This window comes from Pantoea sp. IMH (genome assembly GCF_000599885.1).
GTDB lineage: Bacteria > Pseudomonadota > Gammaproteobacteria > Enterobacterales > Enterobacteriaceae > Erwinia.
The window spans coordinates 954,372-967,005 of the sequence record NZ_JFGT01000005.1 but is presented as its reverse complement, the minus strand read 5'-3'; the positions used below and the strand labels follow the sequence as shown (position 1 = coordinate 967,005).

General features: G+C 54.7%; 15 protein-coding genes. 3 read left to right on the top strand and 12 right to left on the bottom strand.

All coding sequences use genetic code 11. The features are described from left to right. Window positions 1-12 precede the first annotated feature (12 nt). The gene (locus tag EA20_RS0112870; RefSeq protein ID WP_024967221.1) at window positions 13-690 is read right to left on the bottom strand and encodes a CsgG/HfaB family protein; all 678 of its coding nucleotides are present in this window, start codon (window positions 688-690) and stop codon (window positions 13-15) included. A gap of 209 nt (window positions 691-899) precedes the next feature. Between EA20_RS0112870 and EA20_RS20585 the strand changes: the two genes are divergently transcribed. Then, window positions 900-1,301, top strand: coding sequence for a cell envelope integrity TolA C-terminal domain-containing protein (locus EA20_RS20585; RefSeq protein WP_024967220.1), 402 nt, complete (start codon window positions 900-902; stop codon window positions 1,299-1,301). Window positions 1,302-1,385: 84 nt separating this feature from the next. Here the strand turns inward: EA20_RS20585 and mak are convergent, their stop codons facing one another. Beyond that, entirely contained in the window at window positions 1,386-2,291 is a 906-nt protein-coding gene (gene mak, locus EA20_RS0112860; RefSeq protein ID WP_024967219.1) for a fructokinase, read from the bottom strand. 145 nt (window positions 2,292-2,436) lie between these two features. Here mak and rdgC point away from each other — a divergent pair, with 145 nt between their 5' ends. Further along, on the top strand, window positions 2,437-3,348 hold the full coding sequence (gene rdgC / locus EA20_RS0112855; RefSeq protein WP_024967218.1) for a recombination-associated protein RdgC: 912 nt from the start codon (window positions 2,437-2,439) through the stop codon (window positions 3,346-3,348). Between the two features lie 69 nt (window positions 3,349-3,417). On the opposite strand, the gene ppnP is transcribed toward rdgC, so the two are convergent. The 7 genes from ppnP to EA20_RS0112820 form a co-directional block, all read right to left on the bottom strand. Further along, window positions 3,418-3,708 (bottom strand): pyrimidine/purine nucleoside phosphorylase, encoded by a 291-nt coding sequence (ppnP, locus tag EA20_RS0112850; RefSeq protein ID WP_024967217.1) that lies wholly within the window; start codon window positions 3,706-3,708, stop codon window positions 3,418-3,420. A 68-nt stretch (window positions 3,709-3,776) separates the two neighbouring features. Next, window positions 3,777-4,538 carry an AroM family protein gene (locus EA20_RS0112845; RefSeq protein WP_235192646.1) on the bottom strand — a complete coding sequence of 254 codons (762 nt, stop codon included), beginning with the start codon at window positions 4,536-4,538 and terminating at the stop codon, window positions 3,777-3,779. A gap of 374 nt (window positions 4,539-4,912) precedes the next feature. Beyond that, window positions 4,913-5,104: a YaiA family protein gene (locus EA20_RS0112840; protein ID WP_024967215.1), complete on the bottom strand. Its 192-nt coding sequence runs from the start codon at window positions 5,102-5,104 to the stop codon at window positions 4,913-4,915. A 165-nt stretch (window positions 5,105-5,269) separates the two neighbouring features. Further along, on the bottom strand, window positions 5,270-5,794 hold the full coding sequence (aroL, locus tag EA20_RS0112835) for a shikimate kinase AroL (RefSeq protein WP_024967214.1): 525 nt from the start codon (window positions 5,792-5,794) through the stop codon (window positions 5,270-5,272). 361 nt (window positions 5,795-6,155) lie between these two features. Next, window positions 6,156-6,605: a YaiI/YqxD family protein gene (locus EA20_RS0112830; protein WP_024967213.1), complete on the bottom strand. Its 450-nt coding sequence runs from the start codon at window positions 6,603-6,605 to the stop codon at window positions 6,156-6,158. Window positions 6,606-6,617: 12 nt separating this feature from the next. After that, entirely contained in the window at window positions 6,618-7,061 is a 444-nt protein-coding gene (locus tag EA20_RS0112825; RefSeq protein WP_024967212.1) for a DUF421 domain-containing protein, read from the bottom strand. A 9-nt stretch (window positions 7,062-7,070) separates the two neighbouring features. Continuing rightward, window positions 7,071-7,589, bottom strand: coding sequence for a hypothetical protein (locus tag EA20_RS0112820; RefSeq protein ID WP_024967211.1), 519 nt, complete (start codon window positions 7,587-7,589; stop codon window positions 7,071-7,073). Window positions 7,590-7,686: 97 nt separating this feature from the next. Between EA20_RS0112820 and proC the strand changes: the two genes are divergently transcribed. Then, window positions 7,687-8,499, top strand: coding sequence for a pyrroline-5-carboxylate reductase (gene proC / locus EA20_RS0112815; protein ID WP_024967210.1), 813 nt, complete (start codon window positions 7,687-7,689; stop codon window positions 8,497-8,499). Window positions 8,500-8,570: 71 nt separating this feature from the next. Here the strand turns inward: proC and EA20_RS0112810 are convergent, their stop codons facing one another. The 3 genes from EA20_RS0112810 to cspA form a co-directional block, all read right to left on the bottom strand. Further along, on the bottom strand, window positions 8,571-10,109 hold the full coding sequence (locus EA20_RS0112810) for an FAD-dependent oxidoreductase (protein ID WP_024967209.1): 1,539 nt from the start codon (window positions 10,107-10,109) through the stop codon (window positions 8,571-8,573). Between the two features lie 282 nt (window positions 10,110-10,391). Further along, window positions 10,392-11,594 (bottom strand): multidrug efflux MFS transporter, encoded by a 1,203-nt coding sequence (locus tag EA20_RS0112805; protein ID WP_024967208.1) that lies wholly within the window; start codon window positions 11,592-11,594, stop codon window positions 10,392-10,394. A 288-nt stretch (window positions 11,595-11,882) separates the two neighbouring features. After that, the gene (gene cspA, locus EA20_RS0112800; RefSeq protein WP_013200976.1) at window positions 11,883-12,095 is read right to left on the bottom strand and encodes an RNA chaperone/antiterminator CspA; all 213 of its coding nucleotides are present in this window, start codon (window positions 12,093-12,095) and stop codon (window positions 11,883-11,885) included. Window positions 12,096-12,634: the final 539 nt, after the last annotated feature.

The window sequence follows — 12,634 nt, the reverse complement described above, 5'->3', positions numbered from 1 at the left end:
TTTTTCGTCCTGTTATTTTGCCGCGCGCCAGGCGCCGGATTCAATGCCGCTGACCAGATGGTTAACCGCTTCGCGGATCGCCAGATCCATCACTTTGCCATTCAGCGTCGAGTCGTAGCTGGCGGTGCCGCCAAATCCGATCACTTCACGGTTAGATAACGCATACTCGCCCGCGCCCTGAACGGAATAGACCACTTCAGAAGTAGCCACATCTACGATGTTCAGATTCACCTTCGCATAGGCAACCTGCGTTTTACCGCGGCCCAGGATGCCCCAGAGCTGCTGATCGCCCACTTCCTTACGGCCAAATTCGGTGATATCGCCCGTCACCACGTAGTCCGCGCCTTTGATGTTCTGCGCGCTACGCTTATAGCCCGCTTCCGCCTTCAGTTCGTCCAGGTTGGCGCGGTCCAGCACGTTGAAACGCCCGGTCTGCTGCAGGTGAGTAATGAGAATGGTTTTAGACTGATTGCCCAGACGGTCGACACCATCGGAAAATATGCCGTTCATATAGGCGGAACGGTTATCGAATTTCCCAACGGCGATCGGGCTTTTTACGCCCTGATAAGCGGGCTGCGCGGCGGCGGCAACCTGAGGTGCCTCAATGGCGCGGGAGGATTCCGTGGCGCAGCCAGTCAGGGTAAGCGTGGTGAACAGCGCCAGGGCTGCAAGGTTATGGTGTGTTTTCATTTCAGTTCCATGAATCAGTTGAAAAGCAGCCAGCAACGTCACGCGCATTACCATTACATCCTGAACAGCGACTTCAGTAAGCCTGCAGCATGATGAGGGGGTGATTAATCCGTAAATCATCCGCAATGCTGGATTCTTCTGTCAGCAGCAAGCTAACAGGCTAAACTATCGGCCTTAATCAAAAAAACTTTATCTGACAGGGAGATAAAATGTCATTTTACCGGGGGCTGGCGCTGATCATGGCGGGCGCGACAGGTATGCTGAGCGGCTGTCAGAGTGCGCAGCATGGTCCCATGAGCGCGGAAGAGATCCACACTCAGGCCCGCCAGCAGTGCAGCAGCAATAGCGAAATGAAACAGGAAGATTGTGTCTATCTGTACCGGATGCAGTATGGCATTCAAAACAACTTCATTGATGCTGACCGCTATAAAGGCAGAGAGTGCAAACTGACTATCGAGTATGGCAAAAATCAGCGCTACAGCGTGCTGCGCACCACCGGCGATGAGGCGCTCTGCATGAAAGCCTGGGGCGTGGTCAGCAGCGCCGAAGGATTACCGCCGCCGCCGCCACACTTTCCAGCGAAAAGCGTGCTGGTGTTCAAACCTGCCTGACGGGAAAACGTCGCGGCGGAAGGCGGATATGCCGGACCAGGAGCGCGCAGTCTGATGCGCGCACCCGCTACGCTTTTGCTGGCATCAGAGCGGCCAGAGCCATGCCGCCCCGCGCACACCGCTGGAATCGCCATGTATCGCCTTGCGGATGGGCGTTTCACATTCACCGCCAAAGACCCATTTTTTAATGAGCTGCGGCACGGTCTGGTAGAGACGATCCACATTGCTCATGCCGCCGCCCATCACGATCCTCTCCGGATCGTAGATATTGATGACATGTGCCAGCGACTTGGCCAGACGCAGCTCATAGCGGCTCATCGCCAGTTCGGCCACCGGATCCTGTTGATCCACCAGCCGGATGATCTCCGCGCCGGTCAGCGTTTGTCCGCTTAACCGCGCGTAATCAATGGCAAAACCGGTACCCGAAACATAGGTTTCAATGCATCCCGATTTGCCACAGTAGCAGGGAACCTCATCGCGATACCGCTGTTCATCCTCATCCATCCAGGGAAGCGGGTTATGGCCCCACTCTCCGGCGTTACCGTTACCGCCGGCATGCGCCTGACCGTTCAGCGCCAGCCCTGCGCCGCAGCCGGTGCCGATAATCACGGCAAACACCGTCTGGCAGCCTGCGGCAGCGCCATCCACCGCCTCAGATACCGCCAGACAGTTGGCATCGTTGGCGATACGCACTTCCCTTCCCAGCCGCTGATGCAGATCTTTATCCAGCGGCTGACCGTTGAGCCAGGTTGAATTGGCATTTTTGACCCGCCGGGTAAAGGGTGAGATCGTGCCAGGAATCCCCAGCCCCACGCTCCCCTGCTCGCCCGCAGACTCTTCCGCCAGCGCAACCAGCCCGGCGATCGCCTCTATCGTCTGCGGATAATCATCCCTGGGCGTCGGCACGCGATGACGAAACAGCGTCTCACCCTGGTCGGACAATGCGATAACCTCAATTTTCGTTCCGCCTAAATCAATCCCGATACGCACTTGTTATTCCTCATTATTTAATGCTTCGTCCTTAACCTTAGAAGGGGGGAGACGGAAAGGCAATGAAACAGCGCCGCCGATTCGTTATCATGCGCCCTGACGTTGAACTAGCGCGCCCGTTGCGCGCATGGAGAGGGAAAGCAGAATGCTGTGGTTTAAGAATTTGATGGTATATCGTCTGAATCGCGAGATCCCACTGGCGGTTGAGGAGATGGAAAAACAGCTTGAGCTCTTCTCCTTCACTCCCTGCGGCAGTCAGGATATGGCGAAAACCGGCTGGGTGTCGCCGATGGGCCCACGCGGCGACGCGCTTACCCACGAAAATAATGGCCAGATCCTGATCTGCGCCCGCAAAGAAGAGAAGATCCTGCCCTCACCGGTGATCAAACAGGCGCTGGAAGCCAAAATCAGCAAGCTGGAAGCGGAGCAGCAGCGCAAGCTGAAGAAAACTGAAAAAGATTCGCTGAAAGATGAAGTACTGCACAGCCTGTTGCCCCGTGCTTTCAGCCGCTTCAGCCAGACCTTTGTCTGGATCGACACGGTTAACAATATGATCATGGTGGACTGCGCCAGCGCCAAAAAAGCGGAAGATACGCTGGCATTGCTGCGTAAAAGCCTCGGTTCGCTGCCGGTCGTCCCGCTGACGCTGGAGAGTCCGATTGAGCTGACGCTGACCGAATGGGTACGTTCCGGCGATACGCCAGCCGGTTTTGCGCTGATGGATGAAGCGGAGCTGAAAGCGCTGCTGGAGGATGGCGGCGTGATCCGCTGTAAGAAACAGGATTTAGTCTGCGATGAAATTGCCAACCATATCGAAGCGGGTAAGCTGGTGACTAAGCTGGCGCTGGACTGGCAGGAGCGCGTCCAGCTGGTGCTGTCGGACGATGGCTCCCTGAAGCGACTGAAGTTTGCAGACACGCTGCGCGAACAGAATGATGATATCGATCGTGAAGACGTTCAGGCGAGGTTCGATGCCGATTTTATTCTGATGACCAGCGAACTGAGCGCCCTGATCGCTAATACGGTGGAAGCCTTAGGCGGCGAAGCACAGCGCTAAAGGCGGACGAAGGGGAGCACTGCTCCCCTTTATCATTCAGCGGCCATGGCGCTTCAGCTATGCGGCCGGTTAACCTTTCAGATAGCGGCAGAGATAAGAGGAAGGTTCCGCCACCTGAAGATGAAACTCCGTATGCCCAGGCACGTTAAATACCTGGCCCGGTTCATAATGCTTCCATACCGTCTCGCCCGGCAGCAGTACCTTCAGCGACCCGCTCACCACCGTCATCTCTTCCGGCTGGCCGGTGCCAAAAGTATATTCTCCTTCCGCCATTACGCCCACGCTGGCACGTCCTGTACTGGCACTGTCGAAACCAATTGATTTCACTTTTCCGTCGAAGTACTCGCTGACGTTGAGCATAGACACATCCTTAAATTGTAATCACAAACAAGGTTAAATGACGCTGTAACATGCCGAAACGCCGCCTGTTACAGCAGCAGTTCTGCCGCCAGCTTTGCCAACAGCATATTGGACAGCAGCACGGGGATTCCCAACAGTTTCTGTAAAAAATCACGATGCCGCTGATGGTAGCCGAGGCAGTCCAGTACCAGGACGTCAGCGCCCTTTTCCTGAAGCGTCAGTGCCGCATCGACCAGATCGTCATCGCTGCTTTTCCAGGGGCTGGCGATAGCGAAATGCGGTTTCTGGACAAGATTCCGCCATTTGCTGCGCTGTTCTGAAAGGTTTTCTTCGCGCGCAATAACAATCCCGACCTGATGTTCGCCGGTAATCGCATTAACCAGCGAAGGCAGTAACCGGTAAGGCTCCAGCAGCGTGGCTCTGTCCGCTTTCAGATGGCTGAACCGCGCCCCGCCCAACAGCAGGATGGTTTCGAAACCTTGCGCTTCCAGCGCCACAATCTTTTCCTGAAATGCCTCTTCCACCCGCGCCAGAGAAAGCAGCATATCTTTTCCCTCAGGGGTGCGCGTAATCACCACTTTTTCATCTGCCTCAGCCCCAAAAGCGCCTCTTATTTCCGCTTCGTTCAGGCCGTCCAGCAGGGCGACAGAGTAGAGTTGATCTTCGGGCAGTTGTTCAAGCAGCAGAGGCCGGACGTCACGACGGGCATCGCTCCCTAATGTTAACGTTGCGAGTATCTGTTTCATCGATTTACTATCCGCTGTGGTAGCGTTTTCAGCCCGCTCACGGCTGGCTGTGCCGTAACCGGTGGCCACGGATAGAGAAAGCATAGCATCTGCCTCTGAATGAGGCTGTGACACACGGGGGGGGAAAGGATTTATCAGTAAATCAGTCAATGGGCTATCCGGTTAAGCTTTAAAACTGACCCGGCAGCGCGCAGCGCGCCGTCGGACCCTGTATAAGGAAAAATAAAGTGATGCCCGGCCAGGGTCAAGTATCGGCAGCAGGAAATGACAACGGGATGCAGAAGGATGTTATAAAAATCACAGAATGTGAAACCCCCTGCAGGGAAGAAGCGGCTGGATACCGGCCAGTTTGTCGGGGAAACCGGGTTGAAGCAGTAGAAAATAGCGAATTAAAGATTTCCTGCCTTTTGCGAAAGGCGCCCCGGCAGACGTTCCTGCGGCATCCCTGCCAACGTGACTTATTCTTTTTCTTTATCCTCATAACGCGCTTTCGAATCCTGCGCTTCCTGCTCGGTTTCATGCTCGCTGATTAGCGTATCCGGCGTGGGGTGATCGGCGCGCAGTTCATACCAGGTTACGGTATTTCCTGTCGTTCCTTTTTCCACCGGCACGATACGCGCCTCGCGCGGATAGGGAGGTCTGCCTGGCATATAACTCTCCTTCTGAACAATGATTAAAAAGCGATGGGGCAGATAGCCGTGCGAAAAAACCGATCGCACTACTTCCTTAAGTATAGACAATAGCTGGCGTTTTTTTATGGAGGGAAGGATAACGGGATCGGGGTCACCTGAGCCGGGCCTGGCGGGCCGGCACGTTCAGCCCGCGCGGGCCAGACAAAGCAGCGCCATAATCTCACTGACGACCCGCTCCGGCGTCTGCATGGCGTTGACGATATAGTGCGCCGTTTCACGGTAGAGCGCCTCACGGGAGGCAAGCACTTCCACCATTTCATCCGCAACCGGACGGCCTGTCAGCGTCGGGCGCTGATCCTGTATGGGGTAAGCTTCAAGACGGGAAGCCAGCACGTCGGCCCTGGCCTGCAAATAAATCACCCGGCCATGCTCGCGCATAAACTGACGGTTTTCAGCCGCCAGCACCATACCACCGCCGGTAGCAATCACGCTGGACGCTGCCGTCACCGCCTTCAGCGATGCTGTTTCGCGGCGGCGAAACCCTTCCCACCCTTCCGCCGCGACGATCTCCGCCACGGAGCGACCGGTCGCCTGCTGAAGATGGCGATCCGTATCCGTAAAAGCGTAACCAGATGCCTCCGCCAGCGCCTCACCTATCGTGGTTTTACCGCAGCCGCGCGCGCCGATCAGATAAAGGGGTAATGCCATAGCTGGAAAGTCCTGAACTTTTACGCTGCGGCCAGAGGTGCCGAGGTAGAAGCAAATTAGAGTAATTTAGCATCGCATCATACCGATAATCCCCCATGGCGACCAGTAGTAACCTCCCCTGATCCACAGGAAAAAAACGCTTAACCCGCTCATTTTATGCAGATAAAAACAAACCATTTACTTTCATGACACCTTTCCTCATGCCGTTGCGCTGCTCAGAACAATCTCGTGTGAAGGGGAGCGGCAGCTGAGGATAACGGCGTCAGCAGGTTAGTGGGCGCGGGCGGGGAAAAAGCGAATGAAGAAGATCGCTCTTCAGGTGATAAACGGCCAGACGATGGCTGGCCGCTTCTGGCCGTTTTTATCGTTGTTGCGCCTGTAACCACTTATCAAGTTCGTTGGCAAACTGCTGACGGTCGCGTTGATTCAGCGTGGCAGGGCCGCCGGTCTGCACACCGCTGGCCCGCATCGTATCCATAAAATCGCGCATGGTCAGCCGTTCGCGGATGGTCGCTTCGCTGTAGCGTTCGCCGCGTGGATTCAGCGCCACGGCCCCTTTTTCCATCACTTCTGCGGCAAGCGGAATGTCGGCGGTGACCACCAGATCGCCCGCTTCCGCCCGCCGGACAATTTCGTTATCGGCCACGTCAAATCCTGCCGGTACACGTAGCGTACGCAGAAATTTTGATGGGGGAACGCTAAGCGGCTGATTAGCCACCAGCGTGACCATCATTTGCGCACGATCGGCAGCACGGTAGAGCACTTCTTTTATCACTTTCGGGCACGCATCGGCATCCACCCAGATTGGCATCGCCAGTTCCTTTTACGTTGAGACGGGAATGATGCTGATCTTGCCGTTCTTTTCGAGAATGGCAAATTTAATCTGATCGAAACGTTCCAGCCCCTGGCTTCGCGCGGCCGTCATAATATCATCTATTGAGATGCCCGCCCGCCGCGCCCGCCCGGACAGCACTTCTCCCTCTTCCACCAGAATCATAGCCGTTCCGTCAATCAGCCTGTCCACTCTGGGAAAACGCGACTTCATCATGCCAAACAGAATATCCACCACAATCAGCGTAATAATGGTCAGCGAAGCGCCGGTAACGGAGAAATCATTGCCGAGCAGCGCCTGCTGCGTCGCTTCACTGATAATCAGTAGCAGGATCAGATCGAAAGAGGTCATTTCAAGAAGCGTACGCCGTCCGGCAATTTTTAACACCACCATCAGCAACAAATACATGCTGGCGGCACGTAAAACTGTTTCCATTTCGATCTCCTAGGGATAAATCCAGTGGGTAAAATGCACGCTCGTCGCGTTACCGAGCGTTACCGTAACCGGATAGCGACCGGCATTCTGCGCTTGCGATCCGATCCAGACGGTAGTGCCTTCTTTCAGCTCAGCGCCTGCCCAGGTGAGCTTCAGGCTGTTTCTCTGGCTTAAGGATTTGAGCGGCTGTGGCTGAAGTGACTGAATCTGGAAATTATCCATCTCCTCGCCGCTAAGGGTAAGAGTGACGCTGTCCACCGCCTGAGGCTTGATGCGGATCGTCATTCTCATGTCGCTGGTCCGCCGGCCAAATCGCTCATAGTCGACCTGCAGCGCGCCGTCGGCGGAGGTCACCGTGGCGTCGCTGAGAATGCCTTTGGAAAACAGCCCACAGGCGCCCAGAATCACAATGGCAAACAGTAAAAAATAGCCCACCCGCTCTAATTTCCATTCAATATGCTGCCAGCGCATATGCTCCTGAATGGGGTAGTCCCGGCTGATCCCCTCATCTTTTCGATTGTTTTGCATGGTATTCTCCTTCTGGCTTAAGCGTAGCTGAAGCTGGCATATAGTGACGAATGACGTAAGCTAGGCGCAGTGACAACCAAATTAAACAGGGAGCACCATGATGGAAAAGAAAATCGGCTTCATTGGCTGCGGCAATATGTCGAAGGCCATTATCGGTGGCCTGGTGTCGGCTGGAGAGGTAAAGGCAGAGAACATCTGGGTCTATGACCACAAGCCGGAAACGAACCAGGCGATGCAGAAAGAGTATGGCATTACGCCGGGTGCCAGTGCCGAAGAGGTGGCTAAACAGGCAGATATTCTCTTTGGCGCGGTGAAGCCTAATGTCATTCTGAGCGTGCTGAAAGAGGTTTCCGGCAGCCTGAATAAAGAGACGGTGGTGGTTTCCATCGCGGCTGGCGTCACGCTCGCCTCGCTGGCAGAAGTGCTGGGCCACGATCGTAAGCTGGTTCGCGTTATGCCAAATACGCCCGCGCTGGTGAATGAAGGCATGACGTCGGTCACGCCAAATGTACTGGTATCAAAAGAAGAAGCGGATGAGATCCTGGCTATTTTCAACGGATTTGGTAAAGCGGCGCTGGTGCCTGAATATATGATCCATGCCGTAGTGGGCGTCAGCGGCTCCGCACCAGCCTATGTTTTTATGTTTATCGAAGCGATGGCGGATGCTGCCGTGCTGGGCGGAATGCCGCGCGTCCAGGCCTATGAGTTCGCTGCACAGGCGGTGAAAGGATCGGCGCAGATGGTGCTGGAAACGGGGAAACACCCTGGCGAGCTTAAGGATATGGTCTGCTCCCCCGGCGGGACAACCATTGAAGCGGTGAGAGTACTCGAAGAGAAAGGGTTTCGTTCTGCAGTAATGGAAGCGATGCAGAGCTGCATGGCAAAGTCAGCCAGTATGGGCAAGTCCTGACGATCAGCAGGGGCTGAATAAGCCCCTGCCCCCGCGCCATTCTGACGCCGCATCTCTTAACGGGCGGCGATCTACGCTTCTGTTTCCAGCGCCTTGACCACCAGCGCTTCCGCTTCATCCATAGTCATCGGCTTCTGCATGCGCAGCACAAGATCGGCGGTCAGCGTATACATGCCGCAGGAAGCCACGGCCAGCAGCCCTCCCTGATAGCCATACAGCGCCACAAATGTTTTCTCTTTAAGCGATCCCAGCAGGCGATAGTCATCCCATTCGCTGGCGTGGCCCAGATATTCGTAGCGGATGCCAAATTGTGCCGTCCAGAAAAAGGGGACGCGATCATATACCTCATCCTTTTCCAGCATATTTTTCGCGGCCACCCGGCCTTGCTGCTCTGCCACACGGAAATGCTCAATGCGCTGATAGCCTTCCGCCACCGGGAAACTCACAATATCCCCGGCGGCCCAGACATGATTTGCCACCTCAAGATGATCGTTTGCGGTCAGGCTGCCATCATCCCGTAGCGGGAGATCGTGAATAAATCCGGTGCCGGGCGCGACGCCCGTGGCCAGCAGCACGATATCTGCGTCCACCAGCGTGCCGTCTTTCAGCCTTACGCCAGTCACCTTGCCCGCTTCGCCTGCCAGTGAGGCCACTTCGCCTTCGGTGAATTTCACGCCGTTCTCTTCGTGCAGATCGCGGAAGAAACGCGCCAGCTCTTCACCAAACGGCTTTCTGAACGGCAGCGGATCGCGGGTAATAATCTGCACGTTAATATCACGACTGCGCAGGGCGGAAGCTAACTCCATACCGATAAAACTGTTGCCGATAATGACCAGCCGCTGGGTTTTATCCACCTCCTCAAGCAGCGTTGCTGCCTGCTCAATGCTGCGCAGGACATGCACGCCGAACAACGCTTTGCCGTCAAATTCTGGACGCTGAGGAATACCGCCGGTGGCGATCAGTAATTTGTCGTACTGAAGAATAGCGCCGTCGGCAAAACGCAGCTTTCGCTGATGGGTATCAAGCTGTTCAACTTCACCCTGCATCCGTTCGACGTACCGGGAAAAATCGTCATCCAGAAGCGGTGGAACCTCTTCAATTTTCATCTTGCCAGCAGGCACAAATTTGGTGAGAACGGTCCGGTCATAGGGCGCCTCCTGCTCCCGCTCAACCAGCACCAGCCGCCCCCTGAACCCTTCCCGCCTCAGCGTCCAGGCTGCTGCGCTGCCTGCCGCGCCCGCACCAAGAATGACAAAAACCGGCGTTTCTTCTTCCGCGGAGAAAGCGTAAAGCGGCGGTAATGGCTCAGGATCGATCTGTATCATGCCATTAAGTACCCGCACCGGGTAACGCTTCAGATCGCTTAACGCCAGCGGTTCACACATGCTGCCGTCTTCAGTGCTGAAGTTGGCTTTATGCCACGGACAGATTAGCCGGCCATCCCGCACAGCGCCCTCTTCCAGAGGCCCGCCTGAATGAGGACAATTTGCCTGCCAGGCTTTCACCTCCTCTCCGTCACGGAACAGAAGAATATCAGTTTCTCCCACAGGCACCCGCACAGGTTTCATCTGAGGAAGGTCCTGCAACACAATGGCATTTTGATAGCTCACGCAACGCTCCTTTATTATTTTCAGGTTCCGGACAGGAATCAAAAGGTTGCAATAAGCCTGGCATTGATAAGGATTCGCGGTTTCCACCCGTAAGCAGAGCGGCAGGATCACTAAGGTAACTGGCTGTAATGAAAAGACATTAAATGTTTAAGAAATTATTAACGAGCGCAGAGCGGTAACCATCCCCCTGCGCCAGCAGATGCGCGTGGCGTTGACCACTCAAGCGGCAGAGAGGCGCAATTTTGCCGCCTGCCTGCGGATTTTACTGCTGGAGAGAGGCTTCTATTTTCTGGCATTCATCGTTTTACGCTGCCATACCATCATCAGCTGAACCGTATTCACCAGTACGACTACCGCCGTGGCCGCAAACACCCAGCGGAATCCGCCAATCGCTGAAATCCCCGAGCCCATCAGCGGCCCCACGACGTTGCCAAGGTACATAAACGACTGGTTGTAGCCGAATATGCGTCCGGTTACGCGATCGCTGGCATGGCGGAGCAGTAGCGTCTGCACGGCAGGCATCATCGCGCCTTCCGCAAAGCCCAGCAGAAAGCGTAATACGCCGAGCTGGAGGGCGCTCTCTACCCATGTCATCGCCATAAACAGGAAAAAAGTCAGGATGAGTGAGGCAAAAAGAATGCGCTGGGCGCCAATCCGGTCCCCGAGCTTGCCCAGCCGTGGCGCGGAAAGCAGCGCGGAAACGCCCGGAATCGCCGCGACCATCCCGCTGACAAAAGCGATATTCTGCACATCCGGCGCCAGTTCCCGCACAAACAGCGTCAGAATGGGGCTGATAGAACCATTACAAAGCTGGATCACCAGCGTGGTGACAAACAAACTGATAATAAGCCCAGGATGCGCAAGCGAACGAAATACCATCTGGCCGCTCAGCTTATCCTCTTTTTTGATCCGCGGCTGGCCCCCCTCTTTGATCAAAAACAGCGTGATCAGAAAGCTGGTCATTAGCAGCGCTGACGTGATCAGGAAAACAGCCCGCAGGCCAACCCAGTCAGCAAGAAAACCGCCCATTAGCGGTCCCATGATCACCCCGCTGATCTGCGCGGTCGACACCATACTCAGGGCCCAGCCGCTGCGGTCGCGGGGCACCTGTGTCGCCACCAGCGCCATCGCGTTCGGAATATACCCGGACGTCAGCCCCATCAGCGCCCGCAGCAGGAACAGCTGCCAGACGTCCGTGACAAAAGCCTGTAAAAAGATAACCAGCCCCATGCCTAACGAGGCGCGGAGCAGCATCAGCTTTCGTCCTTTGCGGTCCGCCAGGCTGCCCCACATCGGTGACACAACGGCCGATACCATAAAGGTGACGCTAAAAATTAGCCCTGACCAGAGGGTTAGCGATTCGTGATCCGTTACGCCCAGCTGTTCAACGTAAAGCGGCAGAAAAGGGATGATCTGGCTGATCGCCAGCCCGGTAAACAGGCAGCCGAACCAGACTGAAATGAGGTTAACCTTCCAGGATTCCATCGTGTGATGACGAAGCCTTATAACATCGTGATGAAATCATAGTGTAACAGTAACAGATGGCGATTGCGGGAAGGTAAGCGACTTAAAGCCAGGATTCAGGAAAGAGAGGAATGACCGGTTACCGTAAAGGATGAAGCTATAGCCACGAATAAAAAAGGCTGAAGGGGGTATAACGCGCTTTACCGGCGCCTTAAACGCAAAAAACCCGCCGGTGGCGGGTTTTCTTTCTCAGTGACGACGATGGCAGGTTGACCCCATCATCCTCAGTCAGTGAGTCTATCTGAAAACTTACAGTGCAGTTACGTTAGCTGCAGCTGGGCCTTTCTGGCCGTTTTCGATAGAGAATTCAACTTTCTGACCTTCTTCCAGCGTCTTGAAGCCGCCGTTCTGGATTGCAGAGAAGTGTACGAATACATCTTTGCTGCCGTCAGTTGGAGAAATGAAGCCGAAACCTTTCTCAGCGTTGAACCATTTTACTAAACCAGTCATTTTGTTAGACATGTTGTCTTTCCTTCAGTAAGTATTAAGCCACAAAGGGCACGGGGTTTGTCAACAGGGTGGACTTATGAGGCACTTAAGAAGGAAGTCAGGAAGAAGAGATATCTAAGATAGCGCTTTAACTGAAAACTGCTTTACTAAAATTGCTCGCATACGTTGTCTGTTTCAAAACCGACGGTGCATTTACTCATAATGCTCCGCCTGATACAACCCCCAAAATTAAAATAAGCGATAATAAAATATAAATGATTGAATTTATTATATTTTTACTCCCCTTTTTTTACTAACCCTTTTGCCCTCCATCGTGCCTCGCCTGGACGCTATTCTCTTCTCCTCCTGTTATGTTGACCTTAAACGGACAAATACTTCATCGCTGGATCACGTAAAAAGGCGGATGGTTACGTCTTTGAGCAAAGAAAGCAGTCTGTAACTGACAGGTAGCAAGGCTAAGGACCCGATTCTTAAAACAGAGAAAGCAGTGCATGGCTGATCTATAAAATGGTTAACGATGCTGCACTGAAACAGAGAAAACAGCGCGCCAT

What these genes read in the sequence shown, in the direction of transcription:
- EA20_RS0112870 (WP_024967221.1), bottom strand. Translation starts at nt 690, where the DNA reads ATGAAAACACACCATAACCTTGCAGCCCTGGCGCTGTTCACCACGCTT.
- EA20_RS20585 (WP_024967220.1), top strand. Translation starts at nt 900, where the DNA reads ATGTCATTTTACCGGGGGCTGGCGCTGATCATGGCGGGCGCGACAGGT.
- rdgC (WP_024967218.1), top strand. Translation starts at nt 2,437, where the DNA reads ATGCTGTGGTTTAAGAATTTGATGGTATATCGTCTGAATCGCGAGATC.
- ppnP (WP_024967217.1), bottom strand. Translation starts at nt 3,708, where the DNA reads ATGCTCAACGTCAGCGAGTACTTCGACGGAAAAGTGAAATCAATTGGT.
- EA20_RS0112845 (WP_235192646.1), bottom strand. Translation starts at nt 4,538, where the DNA reads ATGCTTTCTCTATCCGTGGCCACCGGTTACGGCACAGCCAGCCGTGAG.
- EA20_RS0112840 (WP_024967215.1), bottom strand. Translation starts at nt 5,104, where the DNA reads ATGCCAGGCAGACCTCCCTATCCGCGCGAGGCGCGTATCGTGCCGGTG.
- aroL (WP_024967214.1), bottom strand. Translation starts at nt 5,794, where the DNA reads ATGGCATTACCCCTTTATCTGATCGGCGCGCGCGGCTGCGGTAAAACC.
- EA20_RS0112830 (WP_024967213.1), bottom strand. Translation starts at nt 6,605, where the DNA reads ATGCCAATCTGGGTGGATGCCGATGCGTGCCCGAAAGTGATAAAAGAA.
- EA20_RS0112825 (WP_024967212.1), bottom strand. Translation starts at nt 7,061, where the DNA reads ATGGAAACAGTTTTACGTGCCGCCAGCATGTATTTGTTGCTGATGGTG.
- EA20_RS0112820 (WP_024967211.1), bottom strand. Translation starts at nt 7,589, where the DNA reads ATGCAAAACAATCGAAAAGATGAGGGGATCAGCCGGGACTACCCCATT.
- proC (WP_024967210.1), top strand. Translation starts at nt 7,687, where the DNA reads ATGATGGAAAAGAAAATCGGCTTCATTGGCTGCGGCAATATGTCGAAG.
- EA20_RS0112805 (WP_024967208.1), bottom strand. Translation starts at nt 11,594, where the DNA reads ATGGAATCCTGGAAGGTTAACCTCATTTCAGTCTGGTTCGGCTGCCTG.
- cspA (WP_013200976.1), bottom strand. Translation starts at nt 12,095, where the DNA reads ATGTCTAACAAAATGACTGGTTTAGTAAAATGGTTCAACGCTGAGAAA.